The following is a 25086-nucleotide window of genomic DNA, read 5'->3' on the forward strand; positions in this document are numbered from 1 at the left end:
AATTTGTGGAATTCATATAAGATTCCACTCTAATAAGTAAAAGTAAGAAAATGGGAAAGACAAAAGTAAAAAAACAGAGCACATTCATCGACATGACGGCGATGAGTGACGTTACTGTACTCTTGCTCACATTCTTTATGCTTACTGCTACCTTCTTACCAAAAGAACCGGTACAGGTAATGACTCCACAGTCAGTATCTGAGGTGAAAGTGCCTGAATATAATGTGTTGAATATATTGATAGATCCGCAAGGAAAGGTATTCTTGAATATAGACAGACCGGAAAATAAAAAGGCGATATTGGAAAAGATGGGGCAAGATTATGGTATTACATTCACCGATAAGCAGATTAGATCTTTCATAGAACAAACACACATTGGTGTGCCTATGAACAGAATGGCTGCTTTCCTTGATATGCCATTGAGCACTCAGGATAGTGAGATAAAGAAGTGGGGTGTGCCATCCGACAGTGTTAACGATCAGTTTTCACGTTGGGTACAACATGCACGCGAAATTGGAGGCGATGATATGGGTATTGCTATCAAAGCAGACCAGTCAACAGCTTATCCATTGGTGGATAAGGTATTGAAAAGTCTTGTGAAGATGAAAGAAAACCGTTATAGCCTCATAACATCTCTAAGGGGAATGCCGGAAGGCGTATAAAACATGATTTAAACATTAAAAAAAGAAAAAATTATGGCAGAAGTACAACAGTCCGGTGGTGGAGAAGAGAAAAAAGGTAAACCCAAGAAACAGACCCTGAGAGTAGACTTTACTCCGATGGTGGATATGAACATGCTCTTGATTACATTCTTCATGTTCTGTACAACATTGAGTAAACCGCAAATCATGGATATTGCGATGCCTACGGATCAGAAACTTACTGAAGAGGATGAAGTGAAGGTCAAGGAGTCTAAAGCTATTACTTTGATTCTAGGAGAAGACAATAAAGTATATTACTATACAGGTATACCTAATTATAGTGATTATACAACCTTGAAAGAAACTGATTATTCCCCTGAAGGACTTCGTAAAATATTACTGGAACGCAATGCCCCTATTGTAGCAAAGATGAGGGAATTGAGACAGGAAAAATTTGAGAAGAAGAATAAAATGTCAGAGGAAGAATTTAAGACAAGATCAAAAGAAATAAAAGATGACAAGGATGGACAAGTAGTGGTTATTAAACCTACATCCGAAGCTAGTTATAAAAATCTTGTTGATGCTCTTGATGAAATGCAGATTTGCAGTATTGCAAAATATGCAATTGTGGATATGACTGAGGGTGACCAATTCTTGCTTGAGAACCTGAAAAGTAAAGGGGCTTATGGCGCTAGTGCTGCACCACCAAAAAATTAATCACATTAAGAAAGGAGTAAAATTATGGGAAAAGATATAAAATTGAATTCCTCCGAATGGTGTGATGTAGTTTTTGAAGGTAAGAATAAAAACTATGGAGCTTACAAGCTACGTCAATCATCATCGAAGAGACATATCGTTGCGTTTTTAGTAATCCTTGCTGTTGCAATATTTGTGTCGGCTTTACCGAGTCTGGTATCAGTGGTAAAGAATCTAACACAAGGCAATACTGGACCAATGGAAGACACTTTCGAGTTATCTAATATTCCGGTAGAACAAGAAATTCCGGAAGAGAATAAGATTAAACAAGAAACTGCTCCGCCGCCTCCACCGTTGAAAACAACAGTGAAGTTTGTGCCTCCTAAGATTGCAAAAGACGATGAGGTGCGTGACGATCAGCAAATGAAGTCACAGGATGAAATTCAGGAAACTAAAATCCAAATTTCGGTGGCTGACGTGAAAGGTACAAATGATAAGACAGGTGTCGATATCGCTGAGTTGAGAGAACACAAGGTGATAGTAGAAGAAAAACCTGCCGTTGAAAAACCTTTCGTTACTGTAGAACAGATGCCTACTTTCCCGGGAGGAGAGATGGAAATGCAAAAGTATATTGCTTCCAACCTCAAATATCCGGTAGTGGCTCAAGAATCAGGTATTCAAGGACGTGTAACAGTGCGTTTCGTTGTTTCTAAAACTGGAGCAATTGAAGATGTAAACGTAATTCGTGGTATCGACCCATCGTGCGACAAAGAAGCTGTACGTGTGGTTAAATCGATGCCGAAATGGATACCGGGAAAACAAAATGGATTGAATGTACCTGTGTACTTTACTCTCCCTATCGTATTCCGTTTGAAACAGTAAAAGTGAATATCTATTGAGATTTTTATAAAAAATTGTAAATAAGACTTAGTAAAGAAGAGAAGTTGGAGTATGAAAGACACATCTTCTCTTCTTTTTCCAATAAAAAAAGGTATGAAAGAAGGAAAAAAAATATCGGGAAAAGCAATATTTGGTATATTTATGGTATTGTTTTATCTATGTGTGTCAGTTTTGATGGTATTTACCCCTATTTTTGAGAATGTACATATCTTGCTTCGCGTGGCCATGGGTGTGCTGTTGTTTTTGTACGGCATATTCAGAGGATACCGTGCATGGAAACAATTTTAAATGAATTATCTGTTTTTTGTTATGAAAAATCTTAGTCTTATTGTATGTATTTTTGCTTTTATCTTTCTCTTTTCTTGTAGCGACCAGAGGAAGATAACACGAACAGATACGCCCACAAGTGGTATAGCTGAGATAGCTGTTGATGAATGCTTTGCTCCTGTGATACAAGAACAGGTTGATGTTTTTGGAGCTTTAAATCACGAAGCATTGGTTATTCCGATATTTACCAGTGAAAATGAAGCATTCAATTTATTTATGAAAGATAGCTTGCGTGTAATAATTGCTACACGACAACTTACTGCAAACGAAACACAAATTGTAAAAGAACGCAAACAAGCACCACGTACACAGAGGCTTGCTATTGATGGTATTGCCCTTATTGTAAACAAAGAAAATATGGACACTTTGATAACAGTGTCTGATATTAAAAAAATAATGACAGGTCAGATTAAGGATTGGAAGGAGATAAATCCAAAATCTAAACTGGGTGAAATATCGGTTGTATTCGATAGCCCTAATTCCAGTACTGTCAGATTTATAAAAGATTCAATCTGCGGTGGAGAACCTCTCAGTCGGAATGTAAAAGCGAGGTCGGCAGACAGCGTTAAAAATGTCAATCTGCAAGAGCGTACACCCAATCAGCAAGTGATAGATTATGTTGCTGCTGTTCCTAATGCAATCGGTATTATTGGTGTCAATTGGATCAGCAATCCATCCGATCCTAAAAATTTAAGCTTTATTAATAGTATAAATGTTATGTCGGTAAGCTCTGAAGACAAAGCCACTGAGGAAAACAGTTTTAAACCTTTTGCCGCATATTTAGTCTTAAAAAAATACCCGCTGACGAGAGATATTTTTATTATAATCTCAGATGTCAAAGGTGGATTACCTTCAGGTTTTGTTACCTTTGCTGCAGGAGAGAAAGGACAACGTATTATACTCAAGGCCGGGCTTTATCCCGCAAATGTACCTACCAGACTGGTAAGAGCAAACCCAACATTTTAGGATAGGCCTGATATCTGTCACATATAAATAAATATTAATAAAAATAGTATAGAAGATGAAAATGAAGTATTTAGTGAGCGCATTTTTGAGCTTAGCGATAAGCTTGTCGGCATTTGCGCAAAATAGCCCGGGAGCAGATTATCTGAGCCTTGGTGAAACCAAACTAGCGAAAGAATATTTTACTAAAAACGTAGGGCAGAATCCTGAAGAAGCTCATTATTATCTGGGAGAAATTGCAATTCTGGAAAATAATTTGACTGAAGCTAAGTCTCAGTTTGAACAGAGTGCAGCCGCAACAACTGAGCTGGGTCTTGGTGCTGTAGGATTAGCTAAATTGCAATTAAAGTCAAACACAAAGGTTGCAGAAGACCAATTAAAAGAAGTTCAAAAAAAGAATAAAAAGAATGTTACTGTTCTTTTGGCAATCGCAAAAGCATATTTCGATAATGGCATGAAAGACAAAGCCACTTTGATGATTGCTGAAGCGAAGAAGGCTGATAAGAAATCACCATATTCATACATTCTCGAAGGAGATATGTTAGCCAAAGAAAACAATCCCGGTGGAGCAGCAGGGCAGTACGATCAGGCTATTAACTTTGACCCTAACTGTGTATTGGCTTACATGAAAGGTGCTAAGGTATATGAATATATTAATCGTAATACAGCAGCCGATTTGTTGAAAAAAGCGATAGAAATCAAACCTGAATATAAGATTGCTTACAAAGATCTTGCAGACTTGTATTACAGAGACGGTTTTTATCCCGATGCAATTGCTGCATACAAAGAATTCTTCAAAGGTGGCGATTATACCGTAGATGATATTACTCGTTATGCTGCATCAGAGTACTTTACACAAGGATATTCAGGTGCAAAGAATCTGATTAATGAAGGTTTGAAACGCGAACCAAACAGCTTCGTGTTGAATCGTTTGTTGATGTATATCGAAAATGAAACAAAAAACTATCAGGACGGTTTAGCTGCAGGAGACAAGTTCTTCAGTATACCTAGATCTGAGGTTGATACAGTGAAATATTTGGTTTCAGACTATATGGCTTATGGAAATATACTATCTGAAACAGGCAATAAAGCAAAGGCTATAGAGCAATATCAGAAAGCGATAAAACTAGATCCTAGCAAAGTAAGCTTGTTTAAAGAGATCGCTACAGCTTCTGCCAAAGATCAGATGTACGCTGAAGCAGCTAATTATTACAAAGAATACATCCAGATGCTTGGAGAAAGAGCAGAAGCAACTGATTATTATCAATTAGGTAGCTACTATCTGTCTGCAGCATCTAAAGTTGAGGCTGATAAATCGTTAACTCCGGAGCAAGTAAAAGAACAATCTATTGCGCTATACAAACAAGCAGATGCAGCTTTTGCTGTAGTTGCAGAACGTAAGCCGGATAGTTATTTAGGATTCTATCAGAGAGCGCGTACAAACTATCAGATGGACCCGGACTCGGAGCAAGGGTTGGCAAAACCATTCTATGAAGAAACAATTAAAGTTCTGTTGGCTGATCCGGAACCAAGCAGCAAAATATTGATAGAAGCATACAGCTATTTGAGCTACTATTATTATTTACAGTTCGAGAAAAGCAAAAAGGCTGATGATAAAGCAAATGTAAAACTATATGCAGAAAAGGTTCTTGAACTAGATCCTGAAAATGCAAATGGTAAAGCTTTATTTGAATTTGCTAATGGCAAGTAAATAAGTAGATGTAAAATATGAAAAACAGTCTGGATCAAATTTGATCCAGACTGTTTTTTTATATAGAATAATTTTAAATTGAGAAAAAGATGTATCTTTGCACTTAATTAAGTGGATAGATTTGTATTGATTGCAACCACATGAAAAAATGCTAAACCATTTTCTGCACTGCATTATCATACATGTCTTCCTGTTTTTTATTACAGTAAAACAATATTTATGAGTTATTTATTTACATCTGAATCTGTATCAGAAGGTCACCCTGATAAAGTGGCAGATCAGATATCAGACTCCTTATTGGACGAATTCTTGGCCTATGATGCTGAATCGAAGGTCGCATGCGAAACATTGGTAACTACCGGACAGGTAGTTTTGGCAGGAGAAGTAAAATCAAAAGCATATATTGATATTCCCGAAACGGCACGTAAAGTGATTGAGCGTATAGGTTATACCAAAAGTGAATACCAGTTTGAGGCTCAATCTTGCGGAGTACTGTCTGCCATACATGAGCAATCCGATGACATCAACAGAGGTGTTGATGGTAAATCCGATCCGATGGATCAGGGAGCGGGAGATCAAGGTATGATGTTTGGCTACGCAACAAACGAGACAGACAATTATATGCCATTAGCACTAGACTTGTCTCATGCATTGTTGAGAGAATTAGCCGCTATACGCAAAAATGAATTGCATTTGATGCCATACCTTCGTCCTGATGCAAAATCGCAGGTAACGATCGAGTATGATGATAATGGTATACCTTTGAGGATAGATACAATTGTTATTTCTACTCAGCATGATGATTTTGCTGACGACGAGGTAATGCAATCTAAAATAAAAGAAGATGTTATCAAGATCCTTATACCTCGTGTGAAGGAGAAATATAAGTTTAGAGATGATATTACGAAGCTCTTTACAACTGATATTACTTATCATGTAAATCCTACCGGACGTTTTGTTATAGGAGGGCCTCATGGAGATACCGGCCTGACCGGACGTAAAATCATAGTTGATACTTATGGTGGGAAAGGAGCACATGGTGGTGGTGCTTTTTCAGGTAAGGATCCTTCAAAGGTAGACCGTTCGGCTGCGTATGCGGCACGCCACATTGCGAAAAACCTTGTCGCTGCCGGTGTGTCTTCCGAAATCCTTGTTCAGGTATCGTATGCGATTGGTGTTGCCAAGCCTATGAATATTTATGTAAATACATATGGTAAGGGTACAGTAAATCTTTCGGATGGAGAGATAGCCGTGAAAGTAGAGAAGCTGTTCGACATGAGACCAAAAGCAATCGAGCAACGCTTGAAATTGCGGAACCCTATCTATGCCGAGACTGCTGCTTATGGACATATGGGTCGTGAGCCGGAAACTGTTACGAAGCATTTTCAGTCACGCTACAATCCTCAGGGAATAACTCGCGAAGTAGAGTTGTTTACATGGGAGAAGCTAGACTATGTAGATGTGATAAAAAAGGAGTTTAATCTGTAAGATAATAATATAGCACATGCTTGATCTGCAATATGACAAGTATGTGCTTTCAAGTACATAAGAGCTTTGATTAACGATACAGTGCCATACTTAAGTGTAATGAAAGATAGTGTCTTGTTGCAGGATACAGTCTATATTCATCGTTTTTCATTAAATCCTGTGGAAGGCGAGATTGTGGATATGACTAAGAAACAATTATATTCTGCTCATCAGGATAGCATTGGTGATGTTGTAAGATATTCCGGCGATCTTCTGCCTTTCAATTTGGAGCAAGTAGATGGTATTTTTTGCCTGTTGCTTTTATGCTTATTTCTTTTTACATATATATATAGTGGTGGGTTATCTTTTTTGAAAGAAAGTATTTCCTATCTCTTTACTCCTCTAAAGGCATCAAGGATACATAATCAGACGACTTCGAGGGAGATGATATATAGTTATTTCCTTATTTTCCAATCTGTTGTTTTGTCTGCGATATGTATTTATGATGTTTTTGTAGAGTATGAATCTTTCGTACAGAGCAATAGTAAAGCTTTTCTGACTATTGTTACATTTATCGTTGTTATAGCTCTGTTTTTTGGAATCAAAGATTTTATTTACAAACTGATAGGTTATATCTTTAATCAGAAGAAAGCAATGAATTCGTGGCGAAGAATGCATATGGTGTCTATCGAAGTATTGGGGATACTATATTTTCTACCTACTTTGCTCTTGATTTATTCTAATTTTTATCATATTGAGATATTAATACTTATATTAATATTGTTCCTAATTGTTCAAATAACACTTTTTTATCAAATAATAGTCTTTTTTATTGGTCAAAAATTTAACTTTTTGTATTTGATTGCCTACCTTTGCACCTTTGAAATATTACCTTATGTGTATTTATCGATAGGATTGATTCAATTATATAGAACCGACGTATTTAACACACTATTATGACCTTGAAAGTAAAGAAGATATTAATCTCTCAACCTGCTCCGACAACAGAGAAATCGCCTTACTTTGATATTGCCGAAAAATATCATGTGCAAATGGATTTTCGTCCGTTTATCCGTGTAGATGGGATTGACGTAAAGGAGTTTAGGCAACAGCGTATTAATATACAAGATTACACAGCAGTAGTTTTTACAGCAAGGATTGCAATAGATCATTTCTTCTCTCTGTGTGAGGAACTTAGAGTAACAATGCCCGAAACAATGAAATATTTTTGTATATCAGAAGCAGTAGCTTTGTATCTGCAAAAATATATTGTGTACAGAAAGCGCAAGATATTCTTTAGTGCAACAGGTAAGATGGATGGTTTGGCAACAGCTTTAACAAAACACAACAAAGAAAAATTTATTGTACCAGTATCGGATGTACATACAGAAGACCTTACGGCAGTATTGGACGAGAAAAAAGTTGATTATACAAAATCAGTCATGTACAGAACTGTGAGTAATGAAATAACCGAGTCTGAGATATTATCTTACGATATGCTTATATTCTTTACTCCCGCAGGTATCGTTTCATTATTTAAGAACGTGCCTAATTTCGAGCAAGGAGAGAGGGCTATCGGCTGTTTTGGTACTGCTACAGCAAAAGCTGTTCGCGATGCGGGCTTGAGGCTCGATTGTGAAGCTCCGCTTCCCGGTATGCCATCTATGACGGCTGCATTAGAAGCGTTTATAAAGGAAAATCATAAAGCCAAATAGGTTTGAAGCAAATAAAATATAAAGCTTAACTTTTGGGTTAAGCTTTTTTTATATCATTTCTGATGGTTATTGTAGATAAAGATTTGGGAGAAATAAGGCTTGTTAAGAATGCAAGAGCCAAAAGGATAATCGTTCGAAAAAAGGACGACTACCTACAACTTACATATCCACCATCAGTAAGTATGTCCTTTGTGGAGAAGACTATTCGTGATATGAAGCCTCGTCTGATGTCGTTAGTCGAAAAAAAGACTACTCGTATTTTATTTACTCCTGATATAGAATTTAAGACTTTTAGTTTTAGCTTGAGGCTGATTACCGGAACATCGACCAAGAATTATTATATGAGTCTGAAGGAAGGCATACTATCCATCTCATGTCCGGCTGGTACAGACTACAATGACTCAACGGTTCAATCGACAATAAAAGGATTTGTAGAAAAAGCCCTTCGCTATGAGGCAAACAGGCTATTTCCGGCAAAAGTGAAATTGTTTGCAGAAAGATATGGTTTTAAATATACCGAAGTAAAGATTAATAAAAGTCGTACTCGATGGGGGAGTTGTTCGTCAAAGAAGACAATAAACTTGTCGTTCTACTGTATGCTCTTACCTGAGCATCTTGTGGATTTTGTAATCTTGCACGAACTGTGCCATACGGTAGAAATGAATCATGGAGAACGTTTTTGGCAATTGCTGGATAAAGTCTCGGATGATAAAGCAAAAGAGTTGACAAAGGCTCTAAAAGACCATAAAACAATGTTATAAGTTAGTCGTCTAGCGATTCTTTACCAAATCCTACAGGAAGAAGTGCTTTGGCAGATTTTAATTCATAGATTTTATTTTCACCGTACAATATTACTCTCATTGGGGAATTGTGTCTGTTCTCTGTTTCTAACAAAACTTGCCTGCAACCACCACACGGGCTGCAAGGGTTTGCCGTAAAGGCTCCGTCATGACAAGCGGCAACTGCAATCGCTTCCACTGAAGCCTCCGGATATTGTGCATTTGCATAAAATATAGCGACCCGTTCGGCGCATAAGCCTGAAGGGTAAGCCGCATTTTCCTGATTGTTGCCCGTAACAATTTTTCCATTGGAAAGAAGAACTGCCGCTCCTACATGGAAGCCTGAATAGGGTGCATACGCCTTCTCTGCAGCCACCTTAGCCTCTATTATAAGTTTTTTTATACTTTCGGTAGCCTCTTCAAAGGTGTAAACGAGTATCTTTGTTGTTAAATTTAAATTTTCCATTTTATTACTGTTACAAATAAAATACTTCTAAATATATGAAAAAAGCAAATAGCTCGGATATATCTCTCAAATTTATTATCCTTTCTGTACTTGTTTTTCTGTCTGCCACATCTGCCTATTCTCAGGCAAAACGATACAAGATATACGATGAGTATATTGAGACTTACAAAGGCATAGCTGTAGATCACATGAGAAAATATAAAATTCCGGCAAGTATAACGCTCGCTCAGGGGTTGTTAGAATCAGGTGCGGGTAAAAGTGCTTTGACTAAAAATTCGAATAATCACTTTGGTATTAAGTGTCACAACGATTGGACAGGAGGAAAAGTCTATCAAGCGGATGATACTCCGAATGACTGTTTCAGAAAATATAAGAGAGCTGAAGACTCTTTTGAAGATCATTCCAGATTTCTAGCCGATAAGCCACGATATAAAAGCCTATTTGCTTTAGAGATTACCGATTATAGGGGATGGGCTAAGGGATTGCAGCAAGCAGGCTATGCAACCGATAAAGCTTATGCGAACAAATTGATAAAGCTAATTGAAGATTATGAGCTTTACCAACACGATAAAAGAGGATTCTCCAAGGAGAAAATAAGAGAAATAGAAGAGACTCAGGTAAGAAATAAAGAATATCGTCATATTCCATATAAAACACACAATTTGGTTTATGTGATAGCAGAGGCGGGTGATACATACGAGGGTATTGCGGGTGAATTTGATTTTAAGCCAAAAGACTTGTATAAATACAATGAAGTACCTGAAGGATTTCCTTTAAAGGCAGGCGATTTGGTTTATTTTGAAAAGAAAAAATCGAAAGCCGATAAACCATATTATGAGCACGAAGTTCAGGTGGGAGAGTCTATGTACAGTATTTCTCAGTTGTATGGCATCAAGGTGAAAAACTTGTACAAAATGAACAAAAAAGATTTTGAATATGTCCCTACCGAAGGAGATGTCTTAAAACTAAGATAAATTTTATAATACAGGAAAGAAAAGAATAAATATAGACAAAAATGGTATCAACAGTAATCAGTCGATACCATTTTTTTGTTTTAATATTCTATTGCCTTGTTTCTGAAATTATACTACTTTTATGGTATATAACATAATAACTCTGATAAAATGAAAAATAGTCTTCTGTTTTTTTTATGTGCAGTTTTCTCTTTGGTAGTAAGTGCACAAGACAACCCGAAATATCTTGTAGGAGCTGTACCCGAAGTGGATGGTAAGATTGTTTTTTCGAAGAAGATACCTGTAAAGGGGCAAATCTCCGACGAACAGCTTTTTTCATTGATGGAAAAATGGGCAACAAACAACTATGATAATGTACAGACTGATGAGAAAGATTTGAATAATCGGGTTCTGTTAAGTAAGGCTGACGATAAAATGATCGCATGTCTTGGAGAGAAATATCTTGAGTTTAAGCGAAGTTCTCTTGTGCTCGATCGTGCTAAGATGATTTATCAGCTGATTTTGGAAACGAAAGATGGAGCATGTGAGGTAACGCTGCGAAATATAAAATACAGCTATTCTGATAGTAAAAAACTGCTTCCGGCAGAGGAGATGATCTCCGACAAAATAGCTCTCAACAAAAAAGGAGATAAACTAAATCGCTATTATGATAAATTCAGAATACATACTATCGATTCTGTAAATAGCATATACAAATCTATAGACATTTATCTGAACGGTATTAATACAACAGGCGCAACAACTTCATTGCAAGCAGAGGCGAAAACTTATTCAGCTCCTTCAGTACCACAAAAAGAAAGTCCGGTAGAAGTGTCTGTAGCCGCTCAATCTATACCCGATCCTGTTCAGGTTGCGGCATCGATTCCGATAACATCTAATAATGCCCCGCAAACGATTGCCGCTGGAGGGGTTGCTGCGATGGAAGGATTCAGGCAGATAACGCCCGATAAAATACCGGGCAATATTATTAAACTGTTAGGAGATTGGACATTGATCACTTCGGGTACTGCCGATCAAATGAATGTGATGACTGCCTCGTGGGGCGGACTTGGTGCTTTCTGGGAAAAGCCCGTCTCATTCTGTTTCCTTAACCCTTCACGCTACTCGGTAGAAACAATGGATAAAGGAGAAACTTATACGATATCGTTTTATACTGAAGCGTATAAAGATGCTATGCGATATTGCGGTTCGGTAAGTGGGCGTACTACAGATAAAATAAAAGGATCGGGATTGACACCTATCAAGACTCCATCAGGTGCTACAGCATTTGCTGAAGCTTGGATGATCTTTGAATGTAAGAAAATAGTAGCGCAGCCAATTACGCCCGAAGCTGTAGTTGATAAATCTTTACCGAATAAAGATTGGAGTAAAAGCGGATATCATAAAATGTATATCGGTGAAATATTGAATGTTTGGATTAAATAAACTTAGATGAAAAAAATAGCATTAATAACCGGTGCTACATCCGGTTTGGGCAAAGCAATCGCTTTGCGGCTGGGCAAGGAAGGGTACAACCTTATTATTACCGGACGAAGAAAGGATAAATTAGAAGAACTGGATAAAGAAATAAGCATAAACTATGGTTCTACGGTTCTCCCTCTATGCTTTGATGTAAGAAAATACGATGAGGTAGAGGCTGCTTTGGGCAACCTTCCCGAAAAATGGAAAAACATCGATGTCCTTGTCAATAATGCGGGGCTTGCTGTGGGGTTAGACCCAATTTACAAAGGCGAAGTTGACGACTGGGAAAGAATGATAGATACAAATGTCAAAGGTTTGTTGTATGTTACTCGGGTGGTTACTCCGGCTATGGTAGAACGTTGTTCGGGACATATAATCAATATAGGGTCTATTGCCGGAAAGGCTGTTTATCCGAATGGTGCTGTATATTGTGCGACTAAGTATGCAGTGAATGCATTGCATCAAGGTATGCGTATGGATCTGCTACCTTATAATATTCGAGTAACTCAGATTTGTCCAGGAGCTGTGGAAACGGAATTCTCGTTAGTTCGCTTCAAAGGAGACAAAGGACGTGCCGATCAGGTATATACAGGTTATGAGAATCTGGTTGCCGACGATATTGCGGAATCTGTTTATTTTGCCATATCACAACCTACGCATGTGGATATCCAGGATATGCTGGTGATGCCTACGGCACAAGCTACAGGGAATATGTTCCATAAAAAGGAGAAGTAGGAAGAGCAGAGCATAAAAGGCGTAGTTTCTTGTTGTAAAGAAATATATAAACTTTCCGATGTGTTTTGCATGAAGAAATAAATATTGTAATTTTGCAGTACCAAAGCGTATATAATAAGTCTTGAGTTTATTGTATGCGAACGAAAATGTAAATGGAGGGGGTATCCGAAAAGGGTATTCCTTTTTTTGTGCCTACCTCTGAGGTATAATGATTTAGAACTTAACATAAATAATGGATCAAAGAATAAAAGGCGGATTGTTAGTGTTTATTGGAGCTGCAAGCTTCGGACTACTTTCCACTATCGTAAAATTTGCATATGCCGAAGGTTACACACTCGGCGAAATCACAGGAACGCAATCTTTCTCGGGAATGGTCATTTTATGGCTATTGTATTTCATTTCCAAATCGGTAAAGAAAGGTGATAAAAAAGAAACGATTGATAATACTCAACCTAATACTAAATGGTGGAAAATAGTCGTTGCCGGAACCTTTACGGGGCTGGTCGGTATATTCTATTACCAATGTGTGAAATTGTTGCCTGCTTCGGTCGCTATTATATTACTAATGCAATATCTCTGGATAAGCATGCTGATAGAAGCTGTTGTTTTCGGGAAGAAACCCGGACGTAAGCAATTGCTTCTACTTGGCATTGTTTTGATAGGGACACTGCTTGCCGGTGGAATATTTAGTCAGGAGATCATGTTGAACCTGAAAGGAGTCGTTTTCGGCTTGCTGGCGGCTACTAGTTATGCTATTTTCTTGATGACAAGCGGACGTGTAGGTAACGATCAGCCCGTACTGAAAAAGAGTGCTTTGATGATTACCGGATCGTGTGTTATTACATGGATAATTTTTCCTCCATTATTCTTCTTTAATGGTATATATTTTGGTGGATTGGTCTTTTGGGGGCTGGCGTTGGCTCTGTTGGGTACGGTAGTTCCTCCTCTTTTCTTTTCGATGGGCATGCCCCGTGTGGGTGTCTCGATAGGTGCAATCCTTAGTGCTGTCGAGTTGCCTGTCGCAATATCATCTTCGGCGTTTATATTGCAAGAATCGGTAGATGCACTTCGCTGGCTCGGAGTAGCCCTCATTTTGTCGGCTATAGTGGCTACAAATATTAGAACAAAAGGAATAAGCGGTTGAGTGTCATAACTGATCAGATATATGTTTAATCAGGTGCACTGTAGCTAAAAAGTAACAATGAGAGTTTATAATTTATATGAAAAAGATTATCTATTATAAACGCTCTTTGATTTATTAGTTCATAAAAACGAATTGTTCTCGCATTCGTTCCCATCTATTCTTTTTAACCTCAGAGTAAAAAGATTAACACGGAGTTTCTTGCTTCGTTCCTAAAGCATGAGAACAACGTATAGTATTCATTATTATTGACTTCTTCGAAAGAAGAAAAAGTGACAAATAAAAACAACTTAAAAAGTGTCACTTTTGTCACCTTTTGTCTGTAATGTATTGATTGTCTGTGTTGTGTTGTTTTGCGTGTTTGTCACCTTTTTAGTTATATCCCGGGCTCTTATTTATTAATTGAAAGAAAACTCTACCTTTGCAATTCATTTTACTATAAGTATGCGCATAGATATAATAAGTGTTTTGCCTGAAATGTTTACAGGTCTTTTGGATTGTTCTATTCTTAAGAGAGCTCAAGACAAAAACTTAGTAGAAATAGTTGTTCACAATCTTCGTGATTATACAACGAACAAACACCGACGTGTGGATGATTATCCTTTCGGGGGCGAAGCCGGTATGGTGATGCAGATAGAGCCGATTGACAATGCTATCTCAGCACTCAAAGAGCAACGAGTGTACGATGAAGTGATCTATACTTCACCCGATGGAGAAGTGTTTGACCAGAGGATAGCAAACCAAATGTCGTCGTATAACAATATTATTATCCTGTGTGGGCATTACAAAGGCATCGACTATCGCGTGCGTGAACATCTGATAACCCGCGAAATATCTATAGGTGATTATGTCCTTACGGGAGGAGAATTGGCTGCTGCTGTGATGGCTGATGCCATTGTTCGACTTTTACCCGGTGCAATAGGAGATGAGCAATCTGCTTTGTCCGATTCTTTTCAGGATAATTTATTGGCTCCGCCGGTTTATACACGTCCTGCAGAATATAAGGGTTGGCGTGTGCCTGATATTTTGTTATCGGGACATCAGGCTAAGGTGGATGAATGGCGTTTGCAGCAGGCTATGGAGCGCACCGAACGTTTGCGTCCTGATTTGCTAGAGAAAAAAGATTAGAACATTACCCTTACCATAACACGCTCAGTACCCGGAGTCCATTTGGCTCCGTTTTGTATCAGGCGAATGGCTTCATTGTCACAAGTTCCGCAAAGACTTTGTTTTACTTCAAATAGATATGGACGTCCGTGTTCGTCAACCGAGAATTCAATGGCTACTTTACCTTTCCTGTCTTTGCACGAATCGTCGGTAGGTCGGCGCATTGCCGTTTTTAAGTAAGCATTATATCTGTCATATCCACCTATTGGCTCAGGTTTCCCCTTCTTTATCGTAAGAGAAGTATTTGCTTCGTCTCTGAAGTTCTCGGGTGCATAAACCTCTATCATGCCATTGTCTTCTTGCTCGGATAGTACAGTCAGAGCTTCGGTATTGATAGACTCCTCTTTGTCTAGTCTGAACTTGCTTATGTTGGGCTTATATGTTTTGGTTGCTTCGGTATTGTGTTTTGCTATTACAACTATATTCTCTACATAGTATTCCTCAGGTACGTATATGTTGATAATAGAACTCATACCTTTGTCTTGTGCCTGTAGGTCGTTAGACTCATGGTATCCGATAATCATATATCCGACTATAGCAAAAATCACAACAGCTGCCGCCGCTACACTTTGCCATATAGGATGATGTTTCTTGATTGTTTTTGTTTTGGCATTCAGGCGTTCGTGTATATTGTTGATACTTGCCAAGTGATCATCGTCGATATTGTCGAAACCTTCTATCGCCTCATACATAAACGGATCTTTCATCGAATCTTTTTCGATCCGATGAGCATCAATACCTTTTCTTTGTCCTTTTATGTAATCTAAAAAATTCATTCTTTCAGGTTTTTCTCAATGCAGATTTTTAAATTCCTTTTTCCGTTTTGTATATAACTTTTTACGCTCTTCAGATGAAATCCAGTTTCATCTACGATCTCAGCATAGGATTTGTCTTCGTAGAAGAACTTCTCCACAGATATGCGCTGAGGCTCGGGAAGCTGCTCCAAGCATTTGTTCAATGCATCTTCTTTATCTTCATTCGCATTCTCGCTTAATAGATCCAAAATAGGCTCGGATTCCATAAGTTGAGAGTCGAAATTTACTATAATTTCTCTTTTATTTTCTTTTAAAATGTGAAAACAATGATTTTTAACAACACTATACAACCAATTCTTGAAAATCTTTATTTCATAGCCTTGTATTTTCTGTGAGAGATTCTCAAATATATCTATTACAGCGTCTTGCGATTGTTCGGTGTTTTGCAGATACTTCAGGCACAACCCATAAATGAGAGGTATGTAGCGTTCGTAAAGCTGTTGGAAGTATTCAGCTTTACTCGTATCCTTAAAAAGTGACAAAAGCTCTTCGTCACTATACTCCTTTCTCTTATGCAGATTAAAAAAACGCAAGGCAATTATTTTTATCACAAAACTACAAGAATTTGGTTAAAATCCAAATAAATGATCCGTTTAACTATTTTGCCATAATATTATCTATTTGCTAATAAATGTAATATTAAATTGCTGGGGTAGTTAATTTTATGTATTTTTGTAAGTGATAATTAATGATGAGTTTAATTTTTTAACTTACACCCATTATGAAAGAAAAAATTGGAACAAATGCAGGGATCATTTGGACTTATCTTGATGCGGAAGGTAGTAAATCTTTAAAGGAGATCAAGAAAGCCTGCAAACTTACAGAAAAAGACATGTATGCAGCTCTTGGCTGGCTAGCCAGAGAAGGGAAAATTGCGTTTAACGAATTAAAGGACGACTTGCAAGTCGTTTTGCTTTGAAAGACCTAAACAAGCTTACAAAAGAGGGGTGCTTATTACATATAGTAAGTGCCCCTCTTTGTTTTTTTTCGGTATAATGTATTTTTCAATAATTAAGGAGCGTAATAATTTTGTTAATTCGTTGGTATTATCTATTTTTGTGTAGCATTTTGGCTATTATATGACTGAAAATGATGAAAAACTTCTTGCCGAGTTTGAGATAAGAATGAGGCAGTTAATCTATCTCTGTGATATGCTTAAAGAGGAAAATGCACAGATGAAGCAGGAATTGAAGCAAAAAGAAACAGCGATAGAAGCATTATCATTAAAGTTGGATGCGTTAAATGCTAAATATGACAATTTGAAGTTTGCAAAATCTTTTTCATCAGCAGACCCAGAGGAGAGGATGAATGCTAAAAAACGATTGTCGAAATTAGTGCGAGATGTAGATAAATGTATCACCATGCTGAAAGCGTAAAAGAAAAATGATGTTATGGATGAGCATTTAATTATTAATCTACGAGTGGCTGATATGAGATACCCTCTTCGTATAAAACGTAGAGATGAGGAAGTTTATCGTAGAGCTGCAGACGAAATAGATTATAAGTTAGTACAATATAAAAATTATTTTACAGGAGTTTCTACTCAGCCGTTGAGGGATGTCGACTATATGGCAATGACATCAATTCAGGCAGTGGCAGAGAAAGTTGAACATCAACTGCGAGCCGAAACTTTCGAGCATAGAATCCAGAGTTTGACAAATGAACTGGATGAATATTTGAAAGCGCAGGTAAAGTAAAGTTTTAAATTGATGATATATAAAGCACTAATTTCAGATATGAGATAAGTTTCATATTTGGGTTGGTGTTTTTTTGTTTATTGAATATAAGTTTTTATCAAAGAAAAATAGAATATGGATATATTATTGTATGGAATTACCTTTCTTGTTGGAGCAATACTGACTTGGGTGGTTTTGAATTTTATGGCGAATTCAAAATTCAAACGTCAAGTAAAAGAGGCGGAACAAGAAGCAGAGGTGATCAAGAAAAATAAACTACTTGAAGTAAAAGAGCAGGCCTTACAGATGAAGTCTGAATTTGAAAAGCAAGTGAATAGTAGGAACTCGAAACTGCAAGCTGCTGAGGCTAAGATTAAGCAACGAGAATTAAGTTTGACCCAGAAGCAGGAAGAGCTTCAACGCAAGCGTAGCGAGGTAGATACAATCAAAACGAATCTAGAGGCTCAATTAGAGGTGATAGATAAGAAAAAGCAAGATCTGGATAAGCTTCACAAGCAAGAGGTGGAAAGGCTTGAGGCGTTGTCGGGATTGTCGGCAGAAGAAGTGAAGGAAAAACTGGTAGAAGCTTTGAAAGATGAGGCTCAGTCTCATGCTCAGTCTTATATCAGTGAGATAATGGAAGAGGCTAAAATGACAGCCAATAAAGAAGCGAAGAAGATTGTTATCCAATCTATTCAGCGTGTGGCAACAGAGACTGCAATTGAAAATGCCATAACAGTATTCCATATAGAGTCTGACGAAATAAAAGGTCGTATAATCGGACGTGAAGGACGTAATATTCGTGCATTAGAGGCTGCTACAGGGATTGAAATCGTAGTAGATGATACTCCCGAAGCAATTGTCCTTTCAGGATTTGATCCAGTGAGACGTGAGGTTGCACGTTTGGCTTTGCACCAGTTGGTTGCAGACGGACGTATTCACCCGGCACGTATCGAGGAGGTTGTAGCCAAAGTGAGAAAGCAAATCGAAGAAGAAATAATAGAAACAGGAAAACGTACAACTATTGACTTAGGCATACACGGTTTGCACCCAGAGTTGATACGCTTAGTTGGTAAGATGAAGTATCGTTCATCTTATGGGCAGAACCTGTTGCAGCATGCTCGTGAAACTGCTAATCTTTGTGCGATTATGGCATCCGAGCTAGGACTGAATGTTAAAAAAGCAAAGAGAGCCGGATTGTTACACGATATAGGTAAAGTTCCAGATGATGAACCGGAACTTCCACACGCTTTGCTTGGTATGAAGTTGGCTGAAAAATATAAAGAAAAAGCCGACGTTTGTAACGCGATAGGATCTCACCACGATGAAGTGGAAATGACAAGCTTATTGGCACCGATCGTGCAGGTTTGTGATGCGATATCCGGTGCTCGTCCGGGTGCTCGTCGCGAAATTGTTGAGGCTTATATCAAACGTTTGAATGATCTGGAGCAATTAGCTCTTTCGTATCCGGGCGTATTGAAAACTTATGCTATTCAGGCTGGTCGTGAGTTGAGAGTTATAGTTGGAGCAGATAAGATTGATGATGTGGAAACTGAAAAACTGTCTGCAGATATCGCTAAACGTATTCAGGATGAGATGACTTATCCGGGACAAGTGAAAATCACTGTCATTCGTGAAACCCGTGCAGTAAGTTACGCTAAATAATAAATTAGACTTAAGATTATAAATGAAGGGAGCTTTTTCGCTCCCTTTGTTGTTTTTAGAGTGTTGCGGGGTGGCGGGCTAGTTATATATACTTTCTGATTGTATAGCAGGATTGACTAATGAGTGGGGTATATGTGAAAAATATTTTAAATGTAATACTGTAAAACAAATAGCTCAATGATAGTTTTGAGGATAAAAGTTATTTTGTTTACTTTTGTGACTTAGTGTTATAAGAAATAAAAAAATAAAATCATGGCGTACAAAATCGCAGTTTTTGATGCAAAACCATATGACAGAGTTACTTTTGATAGAGTAAATGAAAAATATGGATTCGAACTAACATATCACAAAGAACATCTCGATATAAATAATGTTGTGCTGGCTAACGGTGCAGATGCTGTATGTATTTTTGTTAATGCTGTCGTTGATTCAGACGTTGTAGCAAAATTGAAATCATATGGAATTAATCTGATAGCATTACGTTGTGCCGGTTTCAATAATGTAGATATTTTGGCTGCTGAAAAGCATGGAGTAAAAGTAGTACGTGTACCCGATTATTCTCCGCATGCTATTGCTGAACATACTTTGGCTTTGATGCTTTGCCTTAACCGCAAAGTTCATCGTGCTTTTTTACGAACACGCGACGGAAACTTTTCTCTTGTCGGGTTCGAAGGTTTTGATATGTACGGAAAGACTGTCGGTGTAATCGGTACAGGCAAGATTGGTAAGGTCGCTATAGGTTTGTTCAAAGGTTTAGGAATGAATGTGCTGGCTTATGATCTATATCCTGATAATGCTTTTGCCGAAGCAGAAGGTATTAAATATGTTACTTTGGATGAGCTATATGCCAATTCTAATATAATTACTTTACATTGTCCATTAACAAAAGAAACAGAGTATCTTATTTGCGATGAGTCTATCAAGAAAATGAAAGACGGCGTGATGATTGTTAATACAGGTAGAGGAAAGTTGATTCATACAAGACATTTGATTGATGGATTGTTAAGCCGAAAGATTGGCTATGCCGGATTAGATGTATATGAAGAAGAAGGAGCATACTTCTACGAAGACCACTCTGATGCTGTGATGACAGATGATGTATTGGCTCGACTTTTGTCTTTTAACAATGTGATAGTAACTTCGCATCAGGCATTCTTTACTCAGGAGGCAATGGAGAATATCGCAAATACTACAATGAATAGTATTTCTGATTTCTTTGCAGGCAAAGAACTTAAAAATCAAGTAGTTTATAAAGCATAACTTTATACATCGATTAATTTCCTTATGAACAAAGTTTTGAGTCTTCTTATTTTACTCTTTATTGCAAATGTAACTTATGCAATAGACTCAAGATTTGTTGTAGTAATTGATGCCGGACACGGAGGAAAAGATACCGGGGCAACCAGAGGTGGATATAAAGAGAAAGATATAAATCTTGGAGTTGTCTTAGCTTTAGGCCAACTGATAGAACGAAATCATAAAGATGTAAAAGTTGTATATACGCGAAAGACAGATGTTTTTGTAGATCTTGATAGAAGAGCTGATATAGCAAATAAGGCGAAGGCTAATTTATTTATCTCGGTTCACACCAATTCTACAGCTGCAAAGTCAACCTCAGTATCGGGCGCTGATACTTATATTCTAGGGTTGGCTCGTAGTGAAGAAAACCTACAAGTTGCCAAGCGGGAAAACTCTGTAATATTATTAGAAGATAATTACAAAACCAAATATGAAGGCTTTGATCCTAATTCGCCCGAATCGTATATTATTTTCGAATTCATGACGAATACCTTTATGGAGCAAAGTCTACAATTTGCTTCTTTTGTTCAGTCTGATTTTAGGAATGTAGCAAAGCGGGTGGATAGAGGAGTTCGTCAGGCCGGATTTTTGGTGTTAAGAAAAACAAGTGCTCCGAGTGTGTTGATTGAGTTAGGTTTTATAAATAATCAATCGGAGGCACAATTTTTATCAACAAAATCGGGACAACAGTCGATGGCTAGGGCTATCTACTCCGGTTTTAGAAAATACAAACGTGACTTTGATAAAAAACAAGGGAAATTAGTTGTAGAATCTACAGAAGTAGAAGATATTAGTTTTGATGATGTAGGAGAAGAAACGATAGCAGTTAAGAACGATCAGAATGAAGACAGGATATCTCAAGTGTCAGTTTCTGAAGAAGTAAGAAACAATACTCCGTCATCAAATAAAAAAATAGAAAAAGATCAAATAGAATATAGAGTGCAGTTTCTTGTATCGCCTCGCAAGTTATCTGGAAATTCACCGGCTCTGAAGGGATTATCTCCCGTGTCTTTTTATAAAGATGGTAGTGTGTATAGATATACATACGGTTCAACTACCAATTTTAATGAAATAACAAAGATACAGAATCAGGTAAGGTTGAAATTTAAAGATGCATTTGTTATAAGAATGAAGAATGGGAAGCGTATAAAGTAATAAGCACCGGATTAACTAACATACAATAGAGATACATTATGGGTAAAATATCTAAGGAAGTAAAAATAGGCATGGCTTTTGTAATTGCAATATTTATATTGTATTACGGAATCAGTTTCTTGAAAGGAATTAACTTGTTCAGGCCATCTAATTCGTATATGGTAGTTTTTGACGATGTTGCCGGATTAACACAGGCTACACCGGTAACTCTAAACGGTTATCCGATCGGTTTGGTATCTTCTATGAAATTGGATGCAGAACACGGAAATCGTATCATTACTTATTTGGATATGAACAAAGGAGTGCAATTACCCAAAGGTAGTAAAATGATATTAGATGTATCGATGTTAGGTTCTGCCACAATTATAGTTGAGGAGGGTGATAATAAAACAGAGTTTATCTCTTCTTCAGACACTATAATCGGTTTCCGAAATAAAGGCATGTTAGACGCGGCAGGGGGAATGATCCCTCAGATTCAGAATCTCATGCCAAAGATAGATTCTATATTGACAGGTATAAATGTACTGGTCAATAATCCTGCTTTATCTCAATCTTTGTCCGATGTGAATCAAATAACAGGAGATTTAGCTAAAACAACCAAACAACTCAATGTAATGATGGGAGCATTAAATAAAGATGTGCCTACAATTACCGGAAATCTTAGTCAGGCTTCAACCGATTTTGCTACTATGTCGAAACAATTCAACCAAATTGATTTGGCTTCTACTTATAAGTCTGTTGATGCAACCGTGAAAAGCTTAGAAAATCTTTCAGCAAAAATGAATTCGAAAGACGGATCTATTGGTCTGTTGCTGAATGATAGACAACTCTATGATAGTATTGTCAATACCATGAGTAACGCATCGTTGCTTCTTAAAGATGTAAAAGAAAACCCTTCTCGTTATATTAATGTCAAGGTGTTTTAAAGTCATTATTTAGAATTATTCTAAATAGGCAAAAAACATTATTTTTTGTAAAGGTGTAACACGTATGCTTTCTGAGAGATATTTCAGAATTGTTAAAATTTTGTTACATTTCATTATTGGCTACTAAGGTCTTGATTTAGATAGGCTTTTGAAGGTACTTCCCCTCTGATTGGGTTAAAGCTCTATAAGTAGTTGATATTAAATGAGATGCTTGCTTGTGGCGAATTCCAAATTTATACCCACTTTTTTTTATTGAAAATATTTTAGAAATTTACATTCGGAAGCAATTAATAAATATTCAAATTCATATTAAATAACGTAAATGGAACAAGTGTCAGCTCAGAAATTATGGTCAAATTGTTTGAAGGTTTTTCAGGATAATGTAACTGAGGCCGCTTTCAAGACATGGTTTCTGCCTATTGTCCCACTCTCGTACGAAAACAGGGTGTTTACGATACAAGTTCCCAGCCAATTCTTTTACGAATATTTAGAAGACAAGTTCATTGATTTGCTCAAAGCCACATTATATAGAGAAATAGGTAGCGATACGATATTGCAATATCGCATACTTATGGAAAATACTACAAATACATTAGTAGACTATCGTGGCGATGCAAAATCTTCTACAGATAAGATTGTACTAGGAAAGAATACAAACAAAGTTCCGAATCCATTCCAAAAAGTAGTAGCGGATGATTTTGATTCGCAACTGAATAATAAATATACATTCGATAACTTTTTTGAAGGAGAAAGTAACAAGCTGGCTCGTACCGCAGGGGAAACTATAACAAGAAATCCAGGGAAAACAGCCTTCAATCCTTTGTTTGTTCATGGAACATCAGGTGTGGGTAAAACGCATTTGTGTCATGCGATAGGAAATAGCATTAAGGAACAATATCCGGAGAAACGTGTATTATATGTATCTGCTCATTTATTTAAAGTGCAATATGCAGATGCGGGACGATATAATACGACCAATGATTTTATCAATTTCTATCAGGGCATAGATGTCCTTATTATAGACGATATTCACGAATTGGCCGGAATAGAGAAAACGCAGAATACATTATTTCATATATTCAATCATTTACATCAAAACAATAAGCAACTTATTCTCACTTGCGACAAGTCTCCTTCGGAGCTACATGGTGTTGAAGAACGATTGCTGACTCGCTTTAGATGGGGATTAACTACTAAAGTTGATAATCCCGACAAGCAGTTAAGATTGAAAATCCTTCAGAATAAGATATTACACGATGGATTGTCTATTCCTGAGGATGTAGTAGATTATATAGCTGAAAATGTTACAGATAATGCTCGTGACTTAGAGGGTATCATTGTTTCTATTATGGCTCACTCTTTGGTATATAACAAAGAGATAGATTTGCCTTTAGCCAGACGAGTTATTGGTCAGGCAATAAAGAAGATAGAAGCAAAGAAAATCACAATTAATACAATAGAATCTGCTGTTTGTGATTTCTACAATATCAAGAGCGAACTTATTCATACGGCTTCAAGAAAACGTCAGATAGTGCAAGCAAGACAGGTAGCGATGTATCTTTCTAAGAGCTATACAGAAATGTCCCTTGCTCAGATCGGTTCTCTAATAGGGAAGAAAAACCATGCGACGGTACTCCACGCATGCAGAACAGTACGAGAGCAAATGGAAGTAGATAAAGCGTTCCGAGAGGAAGTTGCTGAAATAGAAAAGAAATTAAAAGGTTGAATTTGAGAATTCAACCTTTTTTTCTTTGCTTCTGTTTTCTCTGTAAAATCATGTGTACGCAAACTAACTTTACAATATCGAAATTTTCCTTTTTTCATAATCAACGCTTGAGATTATACTGTTCTGAATACATCAACTAAGAATATTCGGGTTGAAATAGATACTTAAGCCTAATATTTAGTATTTTTGTAAGTTTGGATAAGAATGCTTATATAATTATGAATCAATCAAACATAAATATAAAGAATAAACGTGCAAGTTTTGATTACGAATTTATCGAAACATATACTGCCGGCATTGTGCTTACAGGAACAGAAATAAAATCTATCCGTCTTGGTAAAGCCAGTCTGGTGGATACATTTTGTATGTTCGAGAAGAATGAGCTGTGGGTACGTAATATGTATATTGCAGAATATTTTTATGGTTCGTATAACAATCATGCTGCACGTAGTGATCGCAAACTTTTGTTGAATAAGAAGGAGCTGAAAAAAATACAGCGATTGGTAAAAGAAACAGGGTATACGATCGTCCCTACCCGTATTTTCTTAAACGAGCGGGGTTTAGCTAAGGTAAATATAGCTGTAGCACGAGGTAAAAAACAATATGATAAACGTCAGTCGCTACGCGAGAAAGACGATAAACGTGCTATGGATCGTGCTATGAAGCATTAATTGTATAGGT

General features: G+C 37.2%; 27 protein-coding genes. 24 read left to right on the forward strand and 3 right to left on the reverse strand.

Annotated features, from left to right (window positions below):
* The first annotated feature begins 50 nt into the window (after positions 1–50).
* The 10 genes from HMPREF9456_RS04910 (at position 51) to HMPREF9456_RS04955 (ending at position 9181) form a co-directional block, all read left to right on the forward strand.
* Positions 51–662, forward strand: coding sequence for an ExbD/TolR family protein (locus tag HMPREF9456_RS04910; protein WP_006842361.1), 612 nt, complete (start codon positions 51–53; stop codon positions 660–662).
* A gap of 33 nt (positions 663–695) precedes the next feature.
* Positions 696–1358, forward strand: a complete 663-nt coding sequence (locus HMPREF9456_RS04915) for an ExbD/TolR family protein (RefSeq protein WP_006842362.1) — start codon at positions 696–698, stop codon at positions 1356–1358.
* Positions 1359–1382: 24 nt separating this feature from the next.
* Positions 1383–2219, forward strand: a complete 837-nt coding sequence (locus tag HMPREF9456_RS04920) for an energy transducer TonB (protein ID WP_006842363.1) — start codon at positions 1383–1385, stop codon at positions 2217–2219.
* Between the two features lie 111 nt (positions 2220–2330).
* Complete coding sequence (locus HMPREF9456_RS04925) at positions 2331–2525, forward strand: hypothetical protein (RefSeq protein ID WP_245530991.1); 195 nt, start codon at positions 2331–2333, stop codon at positions 2523–2525.
* Positions 2526–3530, forward strand: a complete 1005-nt coding sequence (locus tag HMPREF9456_RS04930) for a PstS family phosphate ABC transporter substrate-binding protein (RefSeq protein ID WP_006842365.1) — start codon at positions 2526–2528, stop codon at positions 3528–3530.
* Between the two features lie 55 nt (positions 3531–3585).
* Positions 3586–5238: a tetratricopeptide repeat protein gene (locus tag HMPREF9456_RS04935; protein WP_006842366.1), complete on the forward strand. Its 1653-nt coding sequence runs from the start codon at positions 3586–3588 to the stop codon at positions 5236–5238.
* A 219-nt stretch (positions 5239–5457) separates the two neighbouring features.
* Positions 5458–6726: a methionine adenosyltransferase gene (gene metK / locus HMPREF9456_RS04940; RefSeq protein ID WP_006842367.1), complete on the forward strand. Its 1269-nt coding sequence runs from the start codon at positions 5458–5460 to the stop codon at positions 6724–6726.
* 99 nt (positions 6727–6825) lie between these two features.
* Positions 6826–7665 (forward strand): DUF4271 domain-containing protein, encoded by an 840-nt coding sequence (locus HMPREF9456_RS04945; protein WP_006842368.1) that lies wholly within the window; start codon positions 6826–6828, stop codon positions 7663–7665.
* Positions 7662–8420 (forward strand): uroporphyrinogen-III synthase, encoded by a 759-nt coding sequence (locus HMPREF9456_RS04950; RefSeq protein ID WP_006842369.1) that lies wholly within the window; start codon positions 7662–7664, stop codon positions 8418–8420. The genes HMPREF9456_RS04945 and HMPREF9456_RS04950 overlap by 4 nt, the downstream gene beginning before the upstream one ends.
* 62 nt (positions 8421–8482) lie before the next feature.
* Positions 8483–9181 (forward strand): M48 family metallopeptidase, encoded by a 699-nt coding sequence (locus HMPREF9456_RS04955; RefSeq protein WP_006842370.1) that lies wholly within the window; start codon positions 8483–8485, stop codon positions 9179–9181.
* 1 nt (position 9182) lies between these two features.
* Here the strand turns inward: HMPREF9456_RS04955 and cdd are convergent, their stop codons facing one another.
* Positions 9183–9665, reverse strand: coding sequence for a cytidine deaminase (gene cdd, locus HMPREF9456_RS04960; protein WP_006842371.1), 483 nt, complete (start codon positions 9663–9665; stop codon positions 9183–9185).
* A gap of 35 nt (positions 9666–9700) precedes the next feature.
* Here cdd and HMPREF9456_RS04965 point away from each other — a divergent pair, with 35 nt between their 5' ends.
* The 5 genes from HMPREF9456_RS04965 to trmD all read left to right on the forward strand — a co-directional run bounded on the left by HMPREF9456_RS04965 (position 9701) and on the right by trmD (position 15104).
* Positions 9701–10639 carry a glucosaminidase domain-containing protein gene (locus tag HMPREF9456_RS04965; protein WP_006842372.1) on the forward strand — a complete coding sequence of 313 codons (939 nt, stop codon included), beginning with the start codon at positions 9701–9703 and terminating at the stop codon, positions 10637–10639.
* A gap of 150 nt (positions 10640–10789) precedes the next feature.
* The gene (locus tag HMPREF9456_RS04970) at positions 10790–12064 is read left to right on the forward strand and encodes a DUF4468 domain-containing protein (RefSeq protein ID WP_006842373.1); all 1275 of its coding nucleotides are present in this window, start codon (positions 10790–10792) and stop codon (positions 12062–12064) included.
* Between the two features lie 6 nt (positions 12065–12070).
* Positions 12071–12835, forward strand: a complete 765-nt coding sequence (locus HMPREF9456_RS04975; protein ID WP_006842374.1) for an SDR family oxidoreductase — start codon at positions 12071–12073, stop codon at positions 12833–12835.
* A 232-nt stretch (positions 12836–13067) separates the two neighbouring features.
* Positions 13068–13979, forward strand: a complete 912-nt coding sequence (locus HMPREF9456_RS04980) for an EamA family transporter (protein WP_006842375.1) — start codon at positions 13068–13070, stop codon at positions 13977–13979.
* 441 nt (positions 13980–14420) lie between these two features.
* Entirely contained in the window at positions 14421–15104 is a 684-nt protein-coding gene (trmD, locus tag HMPREF9456_RS04985; protein ID WP_018074782.1) for a tRNA (guanosine(37)-N1)-methyltransferase TrmD, read from the forward strand.
* On the opposite strand, the gene HMPREF9456_RS04990 is transcribed toward trmD, so the two are convergent.
* Together HMPREF9456_RS04990 and HMPREF9456_RS04995 are read right to left on the reverse strand one after the other, a co-directional pair.
* Positions 15101–15919, reverse strand: coding sequence for an energy transducer TonB (locus HMPREF9456_RS04990; RefSeq protein WP_006842377.1), 819 nt, complete (start codon positions 15917–15919; stop codon positions 15101–15103). The genes trmD and HMPREF9456_RS04990 overlap by 4 nt on opposite strands.
* Positions 15916–16509, reverse strand: coding sequence for an RNA polymerase sigma factor (locus HMPREF9456_RS04995; RefSeq protein ID WP_018074783.1), 594 nt, complete (start codon positions 16507–16509; stop codon positions 15916–15918). Before HMPREF9456_RS04995 ends, HMPREF9456_RS04990 begins: the two co-directional genes overlap by 4 nt.
* Positions 16510–16679: 170 nt before the next feature.
* On the opposite strand from HMPREF9456_RS04995, the gene HMPREF9456_RS05000 reads away from it, so the two are divergent.
* The 9 genes from HMPREF9456_RS05000 to smpB all read left to right on the forward strand — a co-directional run bounded on the left by HMPREF9456_RS05000 (position 16680) and on the right by smpB (position 25076).
* Positions 16680–16877 (forward strand): winged helix-turn-helix domain-containing protein, encoded by a 198-nt coding sequence (locus tag HMPREF9456_RS05000; RefSeq protein WP_006842379.1) that lies wholly within the window; start codon positions 16680–16682, stop codon positions 16875–16877.
* A 160-nt stretch (positions 16878–17037) separates the two neighbouring features.
* Positions 17038–17334, forward strand: a complete 297-nt coding sequence (locus HMPREF9456_RS05005) for a hypothetical protein (RefSeq protein WP_006842380.1) — start codon at positions 17038–17040, stop codon at positions 17332–17334.
* Between the two features lie 15 nt (positions 17335–17349).
* On the forward strand, positions 17350–17655 hold the full coding sequence (locus tag HMPREF9456_RS05010; protein ID WP_006842381.1) for a cell division protein ZapA: 306 nt from the start codon (positions 17350–17352) through the stop codon (positions 17653–17655).
* A gap of 114 nt (positions 17656–17769) precedes the next feature.
* Positions 17770–19299, forward strand: a complete 1530-nt coding sequence (gene rny / locus HMPREF9456_RS05015; protein ID WP_006842382.1) for a ribonuclease Y — start codon at positions 17770–17772, stop codon at positions 19297–19299.
* A gap of 252 nt (positions 19300–19551) precedes the next feature.
* On the forward strand, positions 19552–20559 hold the full coding sequence (locus tag HMPREF9456_RS05020) for a 2-hydroxyacid dehydrogenase (protein ID WP_006842383.1): 1008 nt from the start codon (positions 19552–19554) through the stop codon (positions 20557–20559).
* Positions 20560–20583: 24 nt separating this feature from the next.
* Complete coding sequence (locus HMPREF9456_RS05025; RefSeq protein WP_006842384.1) at positions 20584–21753, forward strand: N-acetylmuramoyl-L-alanine amidase family protein; 1170 nt, start codon at positions 20584–20586, stop codon at positions 21751–21753.
* A 38-nt stretch (positions 21754–21791) separates the two neighbouring features.
* A complete protein-coding gene (locus HMPREF9456_RS05030; RefSeq protein WP_006842385.1) occupies positions 21792–22679 on the forward strand; it encodes an MlaD family protein in 888 nt (295 codons plus the stop codon).
* 322 nt (positions 22680–23001) lie between these two features.
* Positions 23002–24405, forward strand: coding sequence for a chromosomal replication initiator protein DnaA (gene dnaA / locus HMPREF9456_RS05035; RefSeq protein WP_006842386.1), 1404 nt, complete (start codon positions 23002–23004; stop codon positions 24403–24405).
* 218 nt (positions 24406–24623) lie between these two features.
* Entirely contained in the window at positions 24624–25076 is a 453-nt protein-coding gene (gene smpB / locus HMPREF9456_RS05040; protein ID WP_006842387.1) for an SsrA-binding protein, read from the forward strand.
* Positions 25077–25086 lie beyond the last annotated feature (10 nt).

This window comes from Dysgonomonas mossii DSM 22836, from assembly GCF_000213575.1.
GTDB classification, from domain to species: Bacteria; Bacteroidota; Bacteroidia; order Bacteroidales; family Dysgonomonadaceae; genus Dysgonomonas; species Dysgonomonas mossii.

Coding starts and splice junctions, on each gene's coding strand:
- HMPREF9456_RS05025 (WP_006842384.1), top strand. CDS start 20,584: ATGAACAAAGTTTTGAGTCTTCTTATTTTACTCTTTATTGCAAATGTA.
- HMPREF9456_RS04935 (WP_006842366.1), top strand. CDS start 3,586: ATGAAAATGAAGTATTTAGTGAGCGCATTTTTGAGCTTAGCGATAAGC.
- HMPREF9456_RS05030 (WP_006842385.1), top strand. CDS start 21,792: ATGGGTAAAATATCTAAGGAAGTAAAAATAGGCATGGCTTTTGTAATT.
- HMPREF9456_RS04930 (WP_006842365.1), top strand. CDS start 2,526: ATGAATTATCTGTTTTTTGTTATGAAAAATCTTAGTCTTATTGTATGT.
- HMPREF9456_RS04990 (WP_006842377.1), bottom strand. CDS start 15,919: ATGAATTTTTTAGATTACATAAAAGGACAAAGAAAAGGTATTGATGCT.
- HMPREF9456_RS04955 (WP_006842370.1), top strand. CDS start 8,483: ATGGTTATTGTAGATAAAGATTTGGGAGAAATAAGGCTTGTTAAGAAT.
- HMPREF9456_RS05010 (WP_006842381.1), top strand. CDS start 17,350: ATGGATGAGCATTTAATTATTAATCTACGAGTGGCTGATATGAGATAC.
- HMPREF9456_RS04925 (WP_245530991.1), top strand. CDS start 2,331: ATGAAAGAAGGAAAAAAAATATCGGGAAAAGCAATATTTGGTATATTT.
- HMPREF9456_RS04975 (WP_006842374.1), top strand. CDS start 12,071: ATGAAAAAAATAGCATTAATAACCGGTGCTACATCCGGTTTGGGCAAA.
- smpB (WP_006842387.1), top strand. CDS start 24,624: ATGAATCAATCAAACATAAATATAAAGAATAAACGTGCAAGTTTTGAT.
- HMPREF9456_RS04970 (WP_006842373.1), top strand. CDS start 10,790: ATGAAAAATAGTCTTCTGTTTTTTTTATGTGCAGTTTTCTCTTTGGTA.
- HMPREF9456_RS05020 (WP_006842383.1), top strand. CDS start 19,552: ATGGCGTACAAAATCGCAGTTTTTGATGCAAAACCATATGACAGAGTT.
- HMPREF9456_RS04910 (WP_006842361.1), top strand. CDS start 51: ATGGGAAAGACAAAAGTAAAAAAACAGAGCACATTCATCGACATGACG.
- HMPREF9456_RS04945 (WP_006842368.1), top strand. CDS start 6,826: ATGAAAGATAGTGTCTTGTTGCAGGATACAGTCTATATTCATCGTTTT.
- HMPREF9456_RS04980 (WP_006842375.1), top strand. CDS start 13,068: ATGGATCAAAGAATAAAAGGCGGATTGTTAGTGTTTATTGGAGCTGCA.
- metK (WP_006842367.1), top strand. CDS start 5,458: ATGAGTTATTTATTTACATCTGAATCTGTATCAGAAGGTCACCCTGAT.
- HMPREF9456_RS05000 (WP_006842379.1), top strand. CDS start 16,680: ATGAAAGAAAAAATTGGAACAAATGCAGGGATCATTTGGACTTATCTT.
- HMPREF9456_RS04965 (WP_006842372.1), top strand. CDS start 9,701: ATGAAAAAAGCAAATAGCTCGGATATATCTCTCAAATTTATTATCCTT.
- HMPREF9456_RS05005 (WP_006842380.1), top strand. CDS start 17,038: ATGACTGAAAATGATGAAAAACTTCTTGCCGAGTTTGAGATAAGAATG.
- dnaA (WP_006842386.1), top strand. CDS start 23,002: ATGGAACAAGTGTCAGCTCAGAAATTATGGTCAAATTGTTTGAAGGTT.
- HMPREF9456_RS04950 (WP_006842369.1), top strand. CDS start 7,662: ATGACCTTGAAAGTAAAGAAGATATTAATCTCTCAACCTGCTCCGACA.
- HMPREF9456_RS04915 (WP_006842362.1), top strand. CDS start 696: ATGGCAGAAGTACAACAGTCCGGTGGTGGAGAAGAGAAAAAAGGTAAA.
- rny (WP_006842382.1), top strand. CDS start 17,770: ATGGATATATTATTGTATGGAATTACCTTTCTTGTTGGAGCAATACTG.
- HMPREF9456_RS04920 (WP_006842363.1), top strand. CDS start 1,383: ATGGGAAAAGATATAAAATTGAATTCCTCCGAATGGTGTGATGTAGTT.
- trmD (WP_018074782.1), top strand. CDS start 14,421: ATGCGCATAGATATAATAAGTGTTTTGCCTGAAATGTTTACAGGTCTT.
- cdd (WP_006842371.1), bottom strand. CDS start 9,665: ATGGAAAATTTAAATTTAACAACAAAGATACTCGTTTACACCTTTGAA.